A 17,846-nucleotide genomic window follows, 5' to 3' on the forward strand; every position below is an offset into this window, starting at 1 on the left:
ACGGCACCACTGTGCCCATCACCGCCAACGACCTCCGCCCGCACATCCCCACCAAACCGAAACAATCCGGCATCATCGCTTATCCCCACCCACCCGACAACCGGGAGCAGGAGACAGACGACACGGCAGCACCGCCGTTCTAGGCGCGCGCCAACAAGCGCCCGGTCGAGGATTCCGACCCCGCGATCCACGACCGTCGCACCACACCCGACAAGCCCAGCCGGTCGTACGCCGTCACCGGGTTACGGTGGTACAGCTGCGTCACGTCCACGGTGAACATCTCCTCCGGCGCAAACGCCACCAAGTCTGCCGCGCAGCCGATCTCGATACGGCCTCGGTCTGCCATACCTACTTGGTCGGCAGTATTGGTGGCCATCCACCGGACGATGTCGGTCAGTGCGAACCCACGGGCACGCGCCTCCGTCCACACCGCAGCCAGCGACACCTGCAAGGACGCGATACCGCCCCACGCATCACCGAAGTCTCCAGTGTCGAACCTCTTCAGATCCGGCGTACAAGGGGAGTGGTCGGTGACGATGGTGTCGATCGTGCCGTCGAGCAGTCCCTGCCACAGCGCCTCGCGGTTCCCGGCCTCGCGGATCGGCGGACAACATTTGAACTGCGTCGCCCCCGCCGGTACTGCTTCCGCATCGAAACACAGGTAATGCGGGCAGGTCTCGACCGTCACCCGCACGCCGTCTCGCTTCGCCGCTGCAATCATGGGCAACGCATCAGCACTCGACAGATGCAGAATGTGCACCCGACACCCCGTCTGTCGAGACAACTCGATCACCTGCTCGATGGCACGGTTCTCGGCCGCACGCGGACGCGATTCCAAGAAGCCCGAGTACTCACGGCCTGTCGCCGCCGGTGCCTCGGCGATCACCTCGGCGTTCTCGGCGTGCACGATCATCAACCCGTCGAACGACGCGATCTCGACAAGAGCCTTCTCCAGTTCCGGCAGGGTCAATGGCGGAAACTCGTCCACGCCCGACGCGAGCAGGAAGCACTTGAAGCCGAAGACGCCCGCCTCGTGCAACGGCCGCAGCTGATCGACGTTTCCGGGAACCGCCCCGCCCCAGAATCCGACGTTGACGACCGACTGATCCGCAGCCACCCGCCGCTTGGTCTCCAACGCCGCGACGTCGACCGTCGGGGGAATGCTGTTGAGTGGCATGTCGACGATGGTCGTGATGCCGCCCGCGGCCGCAGCGCGGGTCGCGCTCGCGAACCCTTCCCACTCGGTGCGCCCCGGCTCGTTGACGTGCACATGGGTGTCCACCAAACCCGGCAGCAGCACCTCATCCGGCCCGAGCTCGACCACCGCCGCCGCAGATACGCGCGCATCCAGGGAGTCGATGGCCACTATCCGACCGTCAGACAAGGAGATCGATGCCGCCACCTCCCGGCCACCGATCACCGCCCGCGACGCGCGAACAACCAGATCAGACTGCACTGGAGACACTTTGAAGCTCCGAGGACTTCCACGCGATGTCGGCCGCATCGAGGGCTTCGGCGTCGAGTTCACCGAACAGCCGCAATCGGGACAATCCGCCATCGGGGTACACGTCCAGCCGCAGGTGCGTGTACGCGTCGGCCTCGTTCAACAGGAAGCGATGGCGGGTGTCCGGCTGGACGGCGGTGCGGGGCAGAATCTCGTTCCATGCCGTCGGGTCGGTGATGTGTCGGCGACGAGAATCGATGGCACTGAGTCGAATCCACCCCGGTGCGTTACCGACGTAGTAGCTGGTATCGACCTCCACGTGGCGCGGGGCACCAGGAGATGCGAGTGCGAACACCGCGAAGTCGTTGCCGCCGTTGCGTCGTCGAGAGTTCTCCCAACCTTCGCCCATGTTGCGGGCCCGCCCGGGCAGGATGATGTTGGCGGGCGAGGAGTAGAACGCGTCGGAGCAGTCGGTGAGCCGAGCGCCGTTCTCCGCGGCCAGCAGGTCGACGGTGCCTGCGAGGAACCGCGGATCCTGCACCACCTGACCGTGCACACGGAACCGGGCAACGCCACCGTCGGGATAGATCGACAGACGCACATGCGTCCACCGGTGCCGATCGGCCACCTCGTACCTGTTCGCCGTGTCTCCGACTGCAGGAGACTTGTCGACAATGGTGTGCCAATCTGCCTTCAGCACATCCTCGATGGACGGATAGCCCTCGATCGACGCCGCCTCGACGGACACGAACGGCGGGTAGTTGCCGGTGAAGTGAGCGGTGTCCACGACGACGCCGTGCACGATGCCCGGTGCCCCCAGTCGCACGATCGCCCAGTCGTGACCGCCTTCGTCGCGGCGACGACGAGTCTCCCACCCGTCGTACACCTTTCCCTTGTGGCCGAAGTCCTCGGGATCGAACAGCGGAGCATCGGGCTTGATCAGGTTCTCGCGCTGGGCGAACAACTCGTCGTTCGCTGCGGAGACGCTGCCGCCGAGCGCCCGAGAAGCCAGATCGGTCAGCGTGGTGAAATCGGTTCCGGTCATGAAGTTCCTTCCAAAATGTGTGTGGTGGCCAAGGTTCGGCCCACCTCGTGCAACAACCTGGCCGCATCACGCATCGAGATTCGAGGGTCCGACTCCAAGTCGGTGAGTGCATAGGAGGCCGTGATTCCGTAGGGGCGCAGTCGATCCAAGCCGACGACGTTGCGTCCAGCCACGGTGATCACCGGAACACCGGCTGCACGTGCAGCGTGCGCGACACCGATCGGTGCCTTGCCGTGCAAGCTCTGCTCGTCGAGGGAGCCCTCACCGGTGACGACCAGATCAGCCGACGCCAGAGCGCTACCGAAGTCGATCAGTTCGAGCACCGTCTCGATACCCGGCTTGGCCGCAGCACCGAGCACGGCGATGGCTCCGAACGCAGTGCCACCGGCCGCTCCGGTTCCGGCCAGCCCGCTCACATCACGTCCGATTGCGTTGCGCACGAGATGCGCCCACTGCCGCATCCCGTGTTCCAGATACAGCAGCTCCTGCGGTCCGGCACCCTTCTGCGGTCCGTAAACCGCGGCGGCTCCGGTCCGGCCGAGCAACGGATTGTCGACATCGCACGCCAACTCGAACACCGCGTTGCGAGCCGACGGCATCAGGCCCGATACATCCAGGTGCACCGCGCCGCGCAACGCACCGCCACCGAGCGCGACGTCGTTGCCGTCGGCATCGACGATCCGTGCACCCAGTGCCGACAGCATGCCGGCCCCGCCGTCGGTGGAGGCACTACCCCCGAGTCCGACGACGATACGTTCGGCACCCGCCTCCAGAGCGTCCGCGATGACGGTACCGAGGCCGAACGTGCTGGCTCCCAGCGAATCCGGCCGTCCATCGGGCAGGAGTTCGAGCCCTACGGCCGACGCCAGTTCGACGACGGCGGTAGCGCCCCGACGAGCGTAGGAGGTGTGTACCGGTTCACCGGTCGGTCCCGAGCAGGTCACTGCCACTCGGTCCCACCCGGCGGTGACGGCAGCATCGACGGTGCCGTCACCGCCGTCGGCGACGGGCAGGCACACCGTCTCGAGCGACGAATCGACCGAGAGCATTCCCGATGCCAATGCCCGGGCGACGTCCGCCGCCGACAGCGAGCCCTTGAACTTGTCCGGAGCGAGCAGAATTCGCGTCATCTCTAGTCCAGCAGAAGCAACGCGGTGGGTGCGTCCGCCGAGGTGTTGGCCAGTTCCTCGAATTCACCGACGTTGTCGATCTCGGTGCCCATCGAGATGTTGGTGACCCGCTCGAGGATGATCTCCACGACGACGGGAACCTTGTGCTCGTTGGCCAGAGTTCGAGCCCGCACCAGCGTCTCGCCGATCAGGTCGGGCTCGGTGACGCGAAGTGCTTTGCAGCCCAGCCCTTCTGCCACCTGCACGTGGTCGACGCCATAGCCCTTGGGGATGCCGGGCTGAGTGTCCAAGACGTCCTGGTGGTTGATGTTGTCGAATCCCAGTTGCACGCAGAAGTCCATGTCGAAGGCACGCTGCGCCTGTCGGATCAGCCCGAGGTACGAGTTGTTCACCACCACGTGCACGTACGGCAGATTGAACTGGGCACCGACGGCCAGTTCTTCGATCATGAACTGGAAGTCGTAATCACCGGACAATGCAACGACATTCGCCTTGGGATCGGCGGCCACCGCCCCGAGCGCCGCGGGAATGGTCCAGCCGAGTGGGCCGGCCTGCCCGCAGTTGATCCAGTTGCGAGGGGAGTAGACGTGAAGGAACTGACCGCCTGCGATCTGCGAGAGCCCGATCGTGCTGATGTACCGGGTGTCGCGGTCGAAGACCTTGTTCATCTCCTCGTACACGCGCTGCGGCTTGATCGGCACGTTGTCGAAGTGAGTGCGGCGGTGCATCGTGCGCTTACGGGTCGCACAGTCCTCGACCCAGCCCGAAAGATCGCGCAGCGTACCTGCTGCCCGGCGCTCCTCGGCAACGGCCACGAACTGCTCGAGTGCGGCCTTGGCGTCGGAGATGATGCCGTAGTCCGGCGCGAAGACGCGTCCGATCTGGGTCGGCTCGATGTCCACGTGAACGAACTTCCGGCCCTTGCGGTAGGTCTCCAGTCCGCCGGTATGCCGGTTGGCCCAACGGTTTCCGATACCGAGCACGAAGTCCGAGGCCAACATGGTCGCGTTGCCGTACCGGTGCGCGGTCTGCAATCCGACCATGCCTGCGGCGAGACGGTGATCGTCGGGGATGGTGCCCCAGCCCATCAGTGTTGGGATGACAGGGACGTCGAGAATCTCGGCGAGCTGGACGAGCAGGTCCGAGGCATCGGCGTTGATGATGCCGCCGCCGGCCACGATCAACGGGCGCTCCGCCGCGAGGAGCATGTCGATGGCCTTCTCGGCCTGAGCACGTGAGGCGACGGGCTTGTGCACGGGCAACGACTGGTACGTCTCGGGATCGAAGTCGATCTCGGCCAGCTGCACGTCGATGGGCAGGTCGATCAACACCGGGCCGGGACGGCCGGACCGCATCAGGTGGAATGCCTGCGCGAACGCACCGGGAACCTGCGCCGGTTCGAGCACGGTCATCGCCATCTTGGTCACCGGTGCGGCGATCGACGCGATGTCGACGGCCTGGAAGTCCTCCTTGTGCAGCCGCGCGACCGGGGCCTGGCCGGTGATGGCGAGGATCGGAATCGAGTCTGCCATGGCCGAATACAGCCCGGTGATCATGTCGGTTCCGGCCGGGCCAGAGGTACCGATGCAGATTCCGATGTTGCCCGGTGCCGCCCGGGTGAACCCCTCCGCCATGTGTGAGGCACCCTCGACGTGGCGGGCCAGCACGTGGCGGATCCCACCGTGATCGCGCATCGCCGCATAGAAGGGATTGATGGCTGCACCGGGGAGACCGAATGCGGTTGTCGCACCTTCGAGTTCGAGGATCTTCACTGCGGCATCGGCCGCACGCATCCTGGCCATGTCAATTGTCCTTGCTTGTGATCGAGGAGCCGGAGAGCCGAGCGACGCCGCGGTACAGGGCCGAATGATCCAGGCCGCCATCACCGTTGGCGCGGGCCGAGGCCATCAGCTGCGCCAACACAGCGCCCATCGGAATCACGACCCCCGCCTCGCGTGCGGCCGAGGTGACGATGCCGAGATCCTTGTGGTGCAGGTCGATACGGAACCCTGGCTCGAACGACCGGTCGAGCATCTTCTGCGCCTTCTGGTTCAGCACCGCCGAACCGGCGAGGCCACCGCCGAGAACCTCGACCGATGCAGCCAGATCGACGCCGTAGGCCTCGAGGAATGCGATCGCCTCGGCGAGCACCTGAATGTTGCCGGCCACGATCAGCTGGTTGGCAGCCTTGACCGTCTGACCGGAACCGCTCGGGCCCACATGCACGACGGTCTTGCCGACAACGTCGAGAATCGGCTTGGCCGTGGCGAAGTCGTCCGCGCTGCCCCCGACCATGATCGACAACGTCGCGTTCTCGGCACCGGCCTGGCCACCGGAGACCGGGGCATCGAGGATGCGGAAGCCGCGCGAGGATGCGTCGGCAGCCAACGTGGCGGTGACGTCGGGACGGATGCTCGAGAAGTCGATGATCAGCGCGTCGCGTCGAGCATTGTCGAACACACCGCCCTCACCGGACAGGACGTCCTGCACATCGGGGGAGTCGGGGACCATGATCGCGATGACGTCGGCGTCGTGGACGGCCTTGGCGATCGAATCGGCAGCAGTGCCGCCTGCCTCGACCAGGGGGCCGGTGCGATCGGGGGTCAGGTTGTAGCCGACCACCTGGTGGCCGGCCTTGGCGAGATGCACGGACATGGGACTGCCCATGATTCCGAGGCCGATGAATGCAATGGTGCTCATATCAATCCCTACTTGGTAGTGGTGCCGGTGGAAAGAGCCAGCTCTAGCCAGTCGAACGTGTTCTCGCGGGTGGCCTTGTATTCGAGTCCGACGTAGCCGTCGTAACCCCGTTCGGCAAGGCCGGCGAGCTGTCCGCCGAGGTCGAGTGAGCCGGTGCCCGGTTCTCCGCGGCCGGGGGAATCGGCGATCTGTACATGCCCGATCAGGTCGTGGTGGGCATCGAGCGCTGCGGGAGCGTCGTCTCCGTTTACGGCGAGGTGGTACAGGTCGGCCAGCAGGCGCAAATTGTGTACGTCCTGCTCACGGGCCACGCGGCGGATGGTGGCGACGGCTCCGGCAGCGGACTTCAGCGGGTAGGCGGGCGCGCCGCTGACGGGTTCGATCAGCACGACCGCACCGATCTTCGCGGCGGCCTTCCCCGCGGCGGCCAGGTTCTCGATCGCGACCTCGTCCTGGTCGAGCGGGTCGACGCCGTCGATGCGGTTTCCGTACAGGGCGTTGAACGCTGTGGTGCCGAGTTGTTCGCCGATTCCGACGGTGGCGTCGATGTTGTCTCGGAAGGCCTGCACCTGTGCTGGATCGGACAGAATCCCACGGTCGCCGGCGGGCATGTCGCCGGCCGCGAAGTTCAGGCCGGTCAGTTGCACCCCGGCGTCGCGGATCGAGGACACGAACGCGGAGACATCGGCGTCCGACGGCACCGGGCCCGAGAACGGCCACCAGAATTCGACGGCGTCGAAGCCGGCGTCTCGCGCGCGCTGCGGTCGATCGAGCAGAGGCACGTCGGTGAAGAGAATGGAACAGTTGACGGTGTACTGGAGTCGAGAATCAGTGAAGGTGTTCATGCACAGTGCCTTTCAGTTCTGAGGTTGCGGCAGGCCGCGGTACCTGCGCCAGCTGCCTGCGTAGGTGATGTCGGTCAGCTCGTCCGGCTGCGCGTCGAGCACCCCGGGCCGGAGGCCGACGCCCAGGACCGAGCGCCCGTCCTCGAGCGCGACCACGGTGAGTTCGAGCTCCGGTGGTTCGTCCGGCAGGAAGGACTTGCGGATGTCGTCCAGCGGAATGTCGTACAGCTCGCCCTCGATGGCCGCGCCTGCGGTGTGATCGAGCAGCAGCGCCGGGAATTCGTCCCGTACCGAGAAGAAGCGGTAGTTCGGGGTGGTGCGCACTGTCCCCACGAACGGGTGGGACGAGACGTTGTGGTGCAGGCTGCCGCCGCGCATAGCACCACCGTTGCAGAAAAGCTCCGTCATGAAGTCGTTCCTCTCGGGCTCGAACGGACCGGACTCAAAGTCCGTATTACGGAATACTGATTCCGTTTTGTGATTCGAGTGTGGCGTGCGCCACGTGGATCTGTCAAGACCCGTACCCCCCCGACCGTCCGCGTGAAGCGCCGAATGCCGTAGTGCAGCAACACCGGAGAGCCCGAAATGGACAGCCCGAGATCAACCCTTGACACTGGATGTGATCGGTGTCACGCTCGATTGGTGGAATTATCATTTCGTATTGCGGAATCCAAGCCGAACACGGCGGTCGATGATCTGAACTCGACCTCCGAGACCGATGCGGCACGCACGCTCTCGCTCTGCCTCGACGTGCCTCGCTGGGTCGAGGGAGTTCTGAGCGCCCGACCGTTCACCGACGTGCAGGCCCTGCGTCACGCCGTCCATCGCGCTGCCGCACCGTTGACAGCCGGAGAGGTGCGCCGAGCGCTCGCAGTGCATCCGCGCATCGGCGAGAGACCCGACAATCACGATGCGAGTGCGGAGTACGCGAGCGCCGAACAATCCGGCGTCGACATCTCCGACGCGAGCGTCGAACAGCGGCTACGAGCGGGAAATCTGGCCTACGAGAACCGATTCGGGCAGGTCTTTCTGATCAGGCCGCCGGCCGGGATGCCCACGCGGTTCTCGACGCTCTGCAGAGCAGGCTCGGCAACGACCCCGAGACCGAGGCCGCCGTTGTCGAACACGAACTGCGGGAGATCGCCGAGATTCGCGCAACAGGAAGTCTCGGCGATGTCTGACCCGAGGAGCCATGTGACCGCTCACGTGCTCGATGCGGCGAGAGGCGTTCCTGCGCAGGGTGTCTCGATCGTGCTCGCCGATCACCACGGCACCCCGGTTGCCGATGCCGTCACCGACGAGCAGGGCCGGGTCGGAGCGCTCGGTCCGACCGAACTCGACCCGGGTATCTACCGCCTCACCTTCGCTACCGGCGCGTACTTCGCGGCCCAGCACACCGAATGCTTCCACCCCGAGGTCGTCGTCACCTTCGAGATCACCGCACCCGACCAGCACTACCACATACCACTTCTGTTGAGCCCGTTCGCTTTCACCACCTATCGAGGGAGCTAGAACCCATGACCATCGTGCTCGGAGCAAACCAGTACGGCAAAGCCGAATGCAGACTCGTCCGCATCGACCGCGAGACTCCTCGCCACCGCATCACCGACGTCAGCGTCACCTCGCAGCTGCGCGGCGACCTCGAGGCCGTCCACACCGAGGGCGACAACGCCCACGTCGTCGCGACCGACACCCAGAAGAACACCGTGTACGCCTTCGCGCGGGACGGCATCGGGGCGATCGAGAACTTCGCCCTCCGTCTCGGCGAGCATTTCACCGGCATCTTCGACTGGATCACCGGCGGCCGCTGGGAGGTGGAGCAGTATTCCTGGTCGCGGATCGTGAACGGCACAGACGGATACGACCACTCGTTCGTCAAGGCCGGCGACGAGAAGCGGAACACGATCGTCACGGTCGACGGCGAGAACATTTCCATCGTCTCCGGAATCAGCGACCTCGTGGTACTCAATTCGACAGCCTCCGAGTTCTGGGGCTACCCGAAGGACCGGTACACCACACTGAAGGAGACCACGGACCGGATACTGGCGACGTCGGTCAGCGCCCGCTGGCGATACCTCACCACCGAGCTGGATTTCGACAAGACCTTCGACGACGTCCGCTCCATCATGCTCGACGCTTTCGCCTCCACTCACTCTCTTGCATTGCAGCAGAGTCTGTTCCAGATGGGCAAGCAGGTACTCGAAGCGCACCCGGAGATCGGCGAGATCAAGTTCTCGATGCCCAACATCCATCACTTCCTCGTCGACCTCGAGCCGTTCGGACTGGACAACCCCGGTGAGGTCTTCTACGTCGCGGATCGTCCCTACGGTCTGATCGAGGCCACGGTGGAGCGCGACGATGCCCCGGACGCGGGCCGCGCCTGGGATACCGTTCCCGGATTCTGCTAGGAGCGCCGCCGTGAAACTGACGAAACGCACCCATGCGCCGCACGATCCCGCCCGTCCCGAGGACGAACGGTTGTCGATCGGCAGGTCGTATCTCTATGGATTGCAGCACATCCTGACGATGTACGGCGGAGTCATCGCACCACCTCTGATCGTCGGTGGTGCAGCGGGGCTGAGCGGCACCGAGATCGCTCTTTTGGTCTCGGCCGCACTGTTCGTCAGTGGCGCGGCCACCCTGCTGCAGACCCTGGGAGTGCCGTACTTCGGTGCAAAACTTCCTCTGGTGCAGGGCATTTCGTTCGCGTCGGTGTCGACGATGGTGGCCATCGCGAGCGGGCCGGGTGGATTGAACTCGGTGTTCGGAGCCATCATCGCCGCCGGTGCCATCGGCATCCTCATCACCCCGTTCTTCAGCAAGATCGTGCGTTTCTTCCCACCGGTGGTGACCGGCACGATCATCACCGTCATCGGCATCTCGCTACTGCCCGTTGCGGTTCGGTGGGCGATGGGCGGTGACGAGCAGGCCACAGACTGGGGCTCGACGTCCAACATCGGGCTCGCTGCCTTCAGTCTTCTGGTCGTGCTGCTCGTCAGCAGACTGGTGCAGGGCACGCTTTCGCGACTGTCGATTCTGATCGGCATCATCGCAGGCACAGTGTTCGCCGTCCTCGTCGGCAAGGCCGACTTCTCCGGTGTGGGTGACGGTGCCATCTTCAGCTTCCCCGAGCCGTTCGCGTTCGGAGCACCGACCTTCCAGATCGCGGCGATCCTGTCGATGGTGGTGGTCATTCTCGTCATCATGACCGAGACCACCGCGGACATCCTGGCCGTAGGCGAGATCGTCGGCACCGACGTCGATGCCCGACGCGTCGGCGACGGGCTGCGCGCCGACATGGTGGCCACCACCATCGCTCCCGTGTTCGGCACCTTCCCGGCCAGTGCGTTCGCGCAGAACGTCGGTCTGGTGGCGGTCACCGGAATCAAGAGTCGCTACGTCGTCGCGGCCGGCGGCTCGGTACTGCTGTTCCTCGGACTCTTTCCCATCCTCGGACTGGTCGTCGCATCGGTTCCGTTGCCCGTGCTCGGCGGCGCCGGCATCGTGCTGTTCGGGTCGGTGGCCGCCAGCGGCATCAGGACGCTGTCCAAGGTGGAGTTCGACGGCAACCTCAACCTCGTCATCGTGGCCGTCGCCATCGGCTTCGGCGTCATCCCCATCGCGGTGCCGGGCTTCTACGCAGCGTTCCCCGACTGGGTCCACGTGGTACTCGACTCGGGCATCAGCGCCGCGAGCATCGTCGCCGTCCTGCTGAACATCGCGTTCAACGTCGTCACGATCGGCCAGAAACCCTCGCCCTCGGTGGTGACCGCTGCACCACCGGTGGCGACGCGGCATCACCAGTAGTGTTCTATCGAGATCGGTAGAAGCTACGAGCATGCGAGGTGGGACTGTGGCGGCAGGTGGCGGGGTGCAGTCCGTGGAGCGTGCGTTCGAGTTGCTCGACATCATGGCCGCCTCGGGCGGATCCATCGGGATCAGCGAACTCGCCGAGGGTACCGATCTGCCGATGCCGACCGTGCACCGACTGATCGGGACCCTCGTCTCGCTCGGCTACGTCAGACGGCTGCCGTCCCGTCGATATGCGTTGGGCACCAAACTCATTCGTCTGGGTGACAGTGCGAGCAAACTGATCGGCGGATGGGCGAAGCCGTACCTGGCCGAGCTGGTCCGGATCACGCACGAGACGTCGAACATGGCGTTCCTCGAAGACGACATGGCGGTCTATGTCGCGCAGGTGCCGTCCGAACACGCCATGCGGATGTTCAACGAGGTGGGACAGCGGGTGCTGCCGCACTCCACCGGCGTGGGCAAAGCTCTCCTCGCTCAGTTGGACGACGACGCCGTCCGCGCGATCGTCGGCCGACTCGGCATGGCCCCCCGCACCGTCAACACCATCACCACTCTGGACGCATTACTCGAAGATCTTGCGGTGATTCGCCAACGCGGCTACGCCATCGACGACGGCGAGCAGGAGGTGGGCGTGCGCTGCTTCGCCGTACCGGTGATCGGCGCACCGACTCTCACGGCGATGTCCATCGCCGGGCCCACCGCCCGGGTGACGCTCGAATCGGCCGAGCAGTTCGTGCCCCTGCTGATCTCGGCCGCGGAGCGACTGGCGAAAGATCTCGCGAGCAACAACCCAGCTTCCTAGTCCTTCAACACCCGCGCGTCGCGGGCAAACGACTGCACTTCCTCGGTCAGCCACACATGAGCCGGCACCGCGCCGCCGAGTAGTTCGCGAGCCAACGACGGGGAATCTCCTATCGGCACGTCGCTGCCCGCAATGATGATGTTGCCGTAGCGCCTGCCCTTGAGCATCGCCGGATCGGCGACGATCGCCAGGTGCGGAAAGACACTGCGCAAAGTCGACGCCTCCTGCTTCGCGAGCGAGAGATCGCGTCGGTCACCGCAGTTGACGACGTACATGCCGCCGGGGGAGAGGACGCGTCGAACGTGCGCGGTGAACTCGGCGGTCAGTAGCGGTGCCGGAGTTACCGCTCCTGCGAACACATCTCGCACGATCAGGTCGCGACTGTTCTCGGTCAGTGTCTCGGTGACCGCCCGTGCCTCACCGACGCGGATGCGCAGCAACGGCGCTCGCGGCAGGTCGAACCACTGACGTACCAGTTCCGAGAGCTTGCCGTCGAGTTCCACGACCACCTGACGCGCCCCCGGATATTCCGCGGAGAACGAGCGCGCCAGCGTGCACGCCCCGCCGCCGAGGTGCAGTGCCCGCAGCGGAAAGCTCGAATCCCACTGCGCTCGAACCAGTCCCGAGATCCAGCGCATGTACTCGAACTCGAGCACCGTCGGATCGTTCATGTCGATGTGTGAGCTGGGGACGTCGTTGACGTTGACGACCCAGCCATCGTCGGAGAACGTGTCGCGGACCAATTCACATGTGCCCGAATCGATTTCGAATACCCCGGGCTGCAGGGGGCCTGATGACTCCGATCCGCGCTTTCTACCCATGCTCGGGCCCCTCGAGCCGGAAGTCCTCGAAATCGAATCCAGGAGTGACGGTGCAGCTGACCAGACTCGGCTCGTCGCCCACGGGACGCGCCCGCTGCCACACCGATGGCGGCACGATCTGCTGCGGCGAGTCCGGTCCGACCAGCAGCGAGGTCACGGTTCCCGGCTCGTCTCCTGCGCCGCCGAGGTCGAGCTGCACCGGACCACCGCGGTGATACAGCCACATCTCGGTCCCGCGGACGGTGTGCCACGCCGACTGCTGGCCGGGCATGAGCAGAAGCAGAATGGCCGTGGCTGCCGCGCGGGGACCGGAATAGCCGTCGGGCAGGAACTCCTGTGGGATCGTGACCTCGCTGCGCCAGGTCTCGCGAAACCATCCGCCCTCGGGGTGTGGTGCCAGGTCGAGGGCCAGGGCCCAGTCGGGCAGCTGTGTCATCTAGTCCACCTTCGCCAGCAGGGCACGCGCGGTGTCGTGCAATTCGCTCACGTCTGCCGACCAGCCCAGCACCCGCAGGGCGGCTTCGGCAATGGCGGCGGCGTCGGCCAGCGCATCGGGCCTGCCGTTCTCGAGGTCGGCGCGGGCGTTCACGACGGTCTCCACCAGGCGAAACGGAAGGTCGACGGTGCCCGGACGCGGCGTGGCACCGAGCTCGGCCACCGTGTCCGACGCGATGGCCGCATACAGGCCCATCAGCGTGTAGCGATGGTCGCGGAAGGTTTCGAATCGCTCGCTGCGCAGTTCGGGCAGTAGGTAGAGCGCGCCGAGATTCCAGGTGGACGCACCGAGCTGGCCGGCGTCGAAGTAGGCCAGTGCGTACATCTGGGTCGCAGCCTCGGCCCCCCGACTGCCGAATGCGCTGCGCGACGGCCAGCGGCGCATCGACCGTTCCGCTGAGCAGCGCGTCGAGTATGTCGTCCTTGGTGGCGAAGTGGTGATAGAGCGAGGCCTGACGCAATCCGACGGCATCGGCGATGACGCGGGTGGAGGTATTGGTGAATCCGCGAGTGGTGAAGAGCTCTGCCGAGGCGTCGAGTATCTCCTCGCGAGCGGTGTCGCCGGGCCGCTTCTTCGTGCTCAGCCTTGGCCTGCCTGCTCCGGTCATGAGTGCATCTTGTCAGGTCGACGTGACGGTGAGATTTCTGTCATCTGATCGAAATAGACGAAACGAGCTTGTTGCACGACGGTCACCGCCAGGGAACGACGGTGCCGAAAACTATCAACTGACAGAAAACCCGCCTCGGCGATGCAGCGGGGTCACTCATCCACCCACCTCGCCCGTAGGAGATCACATGAGCTCGACCACACTGCCCGCGTCAGGCCAGGGGTCCGAATCACCCGCCACCTCGGACCATTCGGATCTGGCTGCGCTGGGCTACGACCAGCAGCTGCATCGCAGCCTGGGTAAGTACGCGTCCTTCGCGGCCGGCTTCTCGTTCGTCTCGATTCTGACGACCATCTTCCAGCTCTTCGGACTCGGCTTCAGCTTCGGTGGCCCGGCCTTCTTCCTCACCTGGCCGCTGGTGTTTCTCGGGCAGTTCATGGTGGCCCTGAACTTCGCCGAACTCGCTGCCCGTTATCCCATCTCCGGTGCGATCTACCACTGGTCGCGGCGCATGGGCGGTGAGCTGGTCGGCTGGTTCGCGGGCTGGTTCATGATCATCGCGCAGATCGTCACCGCCTCGGCGGCCGCAATCGCACTGCAGGTGGTGCTACCCAGCATCTGGGGCGGATTCCAGCTGATCGGCGAGGACACCGCACTCACCTCACCGAGCGGTGCCGCGAATGCCGTTGTGCTGGGCTCGATTCTGCTGGTGCTCACCACCACCATCAACTGCATCGGCGTGAACTGGATGTCGCGGATCAACAGCATCGGCGTCACCTGCGAGATCGTCGGCGTCATCGCCCTCGTGCTGGTGTTCTTCACCCACGCCGAGCGTGGACCGCAGGTGGTCTTCGATACCGGAAGCGCCGGAGCCGATCCCGGCTACATCGGTGCCTGGATCGTCTCGGGCCTGATGGCCGCCTACGTCATGGTCGGCTTCGGCTCGGCAGGCGAACTCGCCGAGGAGACCCGCAATCCCCGACGCGTCGCGCCGCGCACCATCCGCCTGGCCCTCTCCGCATCGGCACTGGGCGGCGGCCTGATGATCGTCGGCGCACTGATGGCGGCACCGAGCCTCACCGACGGTCAGCTTGCGACACAGGGACTTCCGTACGTCATCGACTCGATCCTCACCTCCCCGTGGGGCAAGGCCCTGCTCGTCGACGTCGCGATTGCCGTGTTCATCTGCACCCTCGCCATTCAGACCGCGGCATCACGGCTGATGTTCTCCATGGCCCGCGACGGACGACTGCCCGCCTCGGCGGCTCTGGCGAAGGTCAACTCGCGCACCGGAACCCCCATCGCACCCTCGGTTCTGATCGGTCTGGCCTGCGTGGCGATCCTGGCCGTCAACGTCGGCAACTCCGCCATCTTCACCACGCTGTCCAGCGTCTGCATCGTGCTGATCTACCTCGCCTACATGATGGTCACCGTCCCGCTGCTGATCCAGCGACTCAAGGGCTGGCCGCACGGCGGAGTACAGAAGGACAGCGACGGCGAGAAGCTCTTCACCCTCGGACGCCTCGGCTTGCCCGTCAACATCGCAGCGGTTCTGTACGGCGGCCTGATGGTGATCAACCTGTCGTGGCCGCGCGCCGAGATCTTCGACCCCACCGGCGAATTCCCACTCCTGCGATGGGCCGCACCCCTGACCGTCCTCGCCGTGATCGTCGTCGGCATCGCCTGCCTGCCCCGCGGCAAAGCTCACCCCAAGCCCGTCACGATCGGAGCCTGAACCACCATGACCACAGCAACCACCTACTCCGCCAAGGAACATGCACGTTCCCAGGCCACTGTCGCGCCTGCACCCACCGCACCGGAGGGCATCTCGGAGCTCACCTGGGCCGAATCGGTCCCCGGCGGCAGCTACACCACCAAGGTCCTCGCTCGCGGAACCCGGCTACGCCTCGTCGACGTCGACGGTGATTCCTGCGCCAATCTGTTGCTCTACCGCGCCGACGCTCCGTGGGAACGGCTCAACACCGCCGACACCGTCAAGGTGCCGTGGCAGGCGTACCTGAGCGCGGGCCATCCCCTGCTCTCGGACCAGGGCCGCGTACTCGCCACCATCGTCGACGACACCTCCGGCCACCATGACGCACTGTGCGGCACCACCTCGACCGCTACCAATGTCGCCAAATACGGAGTCAGCGGACCACATTCGACGGCTCCGGCCGGTAGAGAACTGTTCACCCTCGCCGCGGCCAAGCACGGGCTCGAACCACGCGACGTCGCGCCGTCCCTGTCGTTCTTTCACGGCGTGCGAGTCGACGCCGACGGCAGTCTTGTCGGCACCGGATCCGCAGGAGCGGGGAAGTCGGTGGATCTGTTGATCCATCTTCCGGTGATCGTGTTACTGGCCAACACCGCTCACCCACTGGACCCGAGGTCCGAGTTCCCCACGACCACCCTCGACGTGCTGGCGTGGCGGGCACCGGAGGAACTGCTCGCTCTCGGCAACACGGAACCGGAATACCAGCGCGCAGTGCAGAACACCGAGGACGCAAGGAAGGCAGCACAGTGACCACAGGAACACTCGAGACCACGATCGTTCGAGACGAGATCGCCCCCGCATTCGGTCCATGGTCCGCCGTCGTCGAGGCCGGTGACGTCCTGACCATCGTCGATCTGTACGGCAATCAAGCCGTCGACACCCTGATGTACGGCGCGCACGATCATTCGATCCGGTACTCCGCCCCCGCCACCGTCACCGCGCAGCAGAACCTGTTCCTCACCACCGGAACCGTGCTGCGGAGCGATGATTCGACGCCGATCATGACGATCGTCGACGACGAGGTCGGCAACCACGACACCGTCGGCGGCGCGTGCTCCAAGGAATCGAACACCCTCCGCTACGGCCACCACACGCAGCATCAGCACGCGTGCGTCGAGAACTTCCTCATCGAAGGATCCAAGTGGGGACTCGGCAAACGAGACCTGGTGCCCAACATCAACTTCTTCATGAACGTCCCCGTCGACGCGGACGGCACCCTCGGTATCGTCGACGGTCTCTCGGCTCCCGGCAAGAAGCTGTCGTTGCGTGCCGAGATCGACACGCTGGTGCTGGTGTCCAACTGCCCGCAGATCAACAACCCCTGCAACGGATTCGACCCCACCGCGGTGCGCATGATCGTGACGCGCGCATGACCGGCGCGAACCTCACCGCCGCCAAGATGACGGTCCAGCGCCCGGGGATGATCACCACGGTGCAGGACTGGCCGGGCCGCATCGGATACTGGAAGGTGGGCGTGCCGCCGTCGGGACCGATGGACGACCTGTCGTTCCGGCTCGGCAATGTCGCGCTCGGCAACCCCGAGGGTGCACCGGGACTCGAATCCACCATGGCCGGCCCGGCATTGACGTTCGATGCCGACACCTACGTCTGCGTCACCGGCGCTGCGGTACCGGTGCGCATCGACGGCCGACCGGCCCCGCAGTGGAAACCGGTCCTGGTCCCCGCCGGTGCGACCCTCGATGTCGGCACCACCACCGGGCACGGGCTACGGGTCTACGTGCTGATCCAGGGCAGCCTCGACGTCGACGACTACCTCGGCAGCGCAGCGACGTTCACGCTCGGCAAGTTCGGCGGGCATCGCGGCGGCACCCTCGGCGAGGGGGACGTCATCGGCCTGGCAGGCCGCTCGGACAACCCGACCGTCCTCGGGCCGATTCCCATGGAACACCTGCCGGTACTGACGTCGAGCTGGGACATCGCCGTCACCGAGGGACCGCACGGCGCCCCGGAGTTCTTCACCCGCGAGGACATCGACACCCTCTACGCCACCCGCTACGAGGTGCACTTCAACTCCGACCGCACCGGGGTCCGGTTGATCGGGCCGAAGCCGCAGTGGGCCAGGGCCGACGGCGGCGAGGCCGGGCTGCACCCGTCGAACATCCACGACAACGCCTACAGCGTCGGGGCGTTGGACTTCACCGGCGACACCCCGATCCTGCTCGGACCCGACGGCCCGAGCCTGGGCGGATTCGTCTGTCCCGTCACCGTTGTCGCGGCCGAGCGGTGGAAGCTCGGCCAACTGCGACCGGGCGACACCATCCGCTTCGTTCCCGTGAAGGCGGCATCCACCGCGCCGCTGGGCTCACTCGGTCTCGCTCGCCGGGCGTCTCTGCCCGCGGTGTTCTCCG

The 17,846-nt window shown here is 65.6% G+C and carries 18 protein-coding genes and 2 pseudogenes; 10 read left to right on the plus strand and 10 right to left on the minus strand.

Going from position 1 to position 17,846, the window contains the following annotated elements; all coding sequences use genetic code 11:
• Positions 1 to 139 precede the first annotated feature (139 nt).
• From allB to RHBS_RS11875, 7 genes are read right to left on the minus strand one after another with little or no spacing between them, the layout of a single operon-like run.
• Positions 140 to 1,504, minus strand: coding sequence for an allantoinase AllB (gene allB, locus RHBS_RS11845; RefSeq protein WP_128645631.1), 1,365 nt, complete (start codon positions 1,502 to 1,504; stop codon positions 140 to 142).
• On the minus strand, positions 1,446 to 2,489 hold the full coding sequence (alc, locus tag RHBS_RS11850) for an allantoicase (protein ID WP_128645632.1): 1,044 nt from the start codon (positions 2,487 to 2,489) through the stop codon (positions 1,446 to 1,448). The genes allB and alc overlap by 59 nt, the downstream gene beginning before the upstream one ends.
• Positions 2,486 to 3,619, minus strand: a complete 1,134-nt coding sequence (locus tag RHBS_RS11855; RefSeq protein ID WP_128645633.1) for a glycerate kinase — start codon at positions 3,617 to 3,619, stop codon at positions 2,486 to 2,488. The genes alc and RHBS_RS11855 overlap by 4 nt, the downstream gene beginning before the upstream one ends.
• A 2-nt stretch (positions 3,620 to 3,621) precedes the next feature.
• Positions 3,622 to 5,421 carry a glyoxylate carboligase gene (gcl, locus tag RHBS_RS11860; RefSeq protein WP_128645634.1) on the minus strand — a complete coding sequence of 600 codons (1,800 nt, stop codon included), beginning with the start codon at positions 5,419 to 5,421 and terminating at the stop codon, positions 3,622 to 3,624.
• 1 nt (position 5,422) lies between these two features.
• Complete coding sequence (locus tag RHBS_RS11865; RefSeq protein ID WP_237669174.1) at positions 5,423 to 6,319, minus strand: 2-hydroxy-3-oxopropionate reductase; 897 nt, start codon at positions 6,317 to 6,319, stop codon at positions 5,423 to 5,425.
• Positions 6,320 to 6,327: 8 nt separating this feature from the next.
• Complete coding sequence (locus tag RHBS_RS11870; RefSeq protein ID WP_128645636.1) at positions 6,328 to 7,164, minus strand: hydroxypyruvate isomerase family protein; 837 nt, start codon at positions 7,162 to 7,164, stop codon at positions 6,328 to 6,330.
• Between the two features lie 12 nt (positions 7,165 to 7,176).
• On the minus strand, positions 7,177 to 7,572 hold the full coding sequence (locus tag RHBS_RS11875) for a gamma-glutamylcyclotransferase (RefSeq protein WP_121872794.1): 396 nt from the start codon (positions 7,570 to 7,572) through the stop codon (positions 7,177 to 7,179).
• A gap of 177 nt (positions 7,573 to 7,749) precedes the next feature.
• Between RHBS_RS11875 and RHBS_RS11880 the strand changes: the two are divergent.
• The 6 genes and pseudogenes from RHBS_RS11880 to RHBS_RS11900 form a co-directional block, all read left to right on the plus strand.
• A pseudogene (locus tag RHBS_RS11880) lies at positions 7,750 to 8,139 on the plus strand (2-oxo-4-hydroxy-4-carboxy-5-ureidoimidazoline decarboxylase); the annotation flags it as partial.
• A gap of 98 nt (positions 8,140 to 8,237) precedes the next feature.
• The gene (locus RHBS_RS32205) at positions 8,238 to 8,345 is read left to right on the plus strand and encodes a hypothetical protein (protein WP_374700582.1); all 108 of its coding nucleotides are present in this window, start codon (positions 8,238 to 8,240) and stop codon (positions 8,343 to 8,345) included.
• Positions 8,338 to 8,676 (plus strand): hydroxyisourate hydrolase, encoded by a 339-nt coding sequence (uraH, locus tag RHBS_RS11885; RefSeq protein ID WP_128645637.1) that lies wholly within the window; start codon positions 8,338 to 8,340, stop codon positions 8,674 to 8,676. Before RHBS_RS32205 ends, uraH begins: the two co-directional genes overlap by 8 nt.
• Positions 8,677 to 8,681: 5 nt before the next feature.
• Positions 8,682 to 9,572, plus strand: coding sequence for a factor-independent urate hydroxylase (gene pucL / locus RHBS_RS11890; protein WP_128645638.1), 891 nt, complete (start codon positions 8,682 to 8,684; stop codon positions 9,570 to 9,572).
• A gap of 10 nt (positions 9,573 to 9,582) precedes the next feature.
• Positions 9,583 to 10,971, plus strand: a complete 1,389-nt coding sequence (locus RHBS_RS11895) for a nucleobase:cation symporter-2 family protein (protein ID WP_237669175.1) — start codon at positions 9,583 to 9,585, stop codon at positions 10,969 to 10,971.
• 31 nt (positions 10,972 to 11,002) lie between these two features.
• The gene (locus RHBS_RS11900) at positions 11,003 to 11,779 is read left to right on the plus strand and encodes an IclR family transcriptional regulator C-terminal domain-containing protein (RefSeq protein ID WP_187298459.1); all 777 of its coding nucleotides are present in this window, start codon (positions 11,003 to 11,005) and stop codon (positions 11,777 to 11,779) included.
• Here RHBS_RS11900 and RHBS_RS11905 read toward each other — a convergent pair.
• The 3 genes and pseudogenes from RHBS_RS11905 to RHBS_RS11915 all read right to left on the minus strand — a co-directional run bounded on the left by RHBS_RS11905 (position 11,776) and on the right by RHBS_RS11915 (position 13,703).
• Positions 11,776 to 12,600: a spermidine synthase gene (locus tag RHBS_RS11905; RefSeq protein WP_128645641.1), complete on the minus strand. Its 825-nt coding sequence runs from the start codon at positions 12,598 to 12,600 to the stop codon at positions 11,776 to 11,778. The two genes, RHBS_RS11900 and RHBS_RS11905, sit on opposite strands and share 4 nt — an antisense overlap.
• Complete coding sequence (locus RHBS_RS11910) at positions 12,593 to 13,036, minus strand: cupin domain-containing protein (protein WP_128645642.1); 444 nt, start codon at positions 13,034 to 13,036, stop codon at positions 12,593 to 12,595. The genes RHBS_RS11905 and RHBS_RS11910 overlap by 8 nt, the downstream gene beginning before the upstream one ends.
• Positions 13,037 to 13,703 (minus strand): annotated as a pseudogene (locus RHBS_RS11915) (TetR/AcrR family transcriptional regulator).
• 187 nt (positions 13,704 to 13,890) lie between these two features.
• Between RHBS_RS11915 and RHBS_RS11920 the strand changes: the two are divergent.
• From RHBS_RS11920 to RHBS_RS11935, 4 genes are all read left to right on the plus strand, one after another.
• The gene (locus RHBS_RS11920) at positions 13,891 to 15,438 is read left to right on the plus strand and encodes an amino acid permease (RefSeq protein WP_128645643.1); all 1,548 of its coding nucleotides are present in this window, start codon (positions 13,891 to 13,893) and stop codon (positions 15,436 to 15,438) included.
• Between the two features lie 6 nt (positions 15,439 to 15,444).
• A complete protein-coding gene (locus RHBS_RS11925; RefSeq protein WP_128645644.1) occupies positions 15,445 to 16,227 on the plus strand; it encodes an urea amidolyase associated protein UAAP1 in 783 nt (260 codons plus the stop codon).
• On the plus strand, positions 16,224 to 16,850 hold the full coding sequence (locus RHBS_RS11930; protein ID WP_128645645.1) for an urea amidolyase associated protein UAAP2: 627 nt from the start codon (positions 16,224 to 16,226) through the stop codon (positions 16,848 to 16,850). The genes RHBS_RS11925 and RHBS_RS11930 overlap by 4 nt, the downstream gene beginning before the upstream one ends.
• On the plus strand, positions 16,847 to 17,846 hold a 1,000-nt coding region (locus RHBS_RS11935; RefSeq protein WP_128645646.1), incomplete at its 3' end, for a 5-oxoprolinase/urea amidolyase family protein. The genes RHBS_RS11930 and RHBS_RS11935, both read left to right, overlap by 4 nt.

Origin of the sequence: Rhodococcus sp. BS-15 (assembly GCF_000813105.1) — a bacterium.
Classification (GTDB): Bacteria; Actinomycetota; Actinomycetes; order Mycobacteriales; family Mycobacteriaceae; genus Rhodococcoides.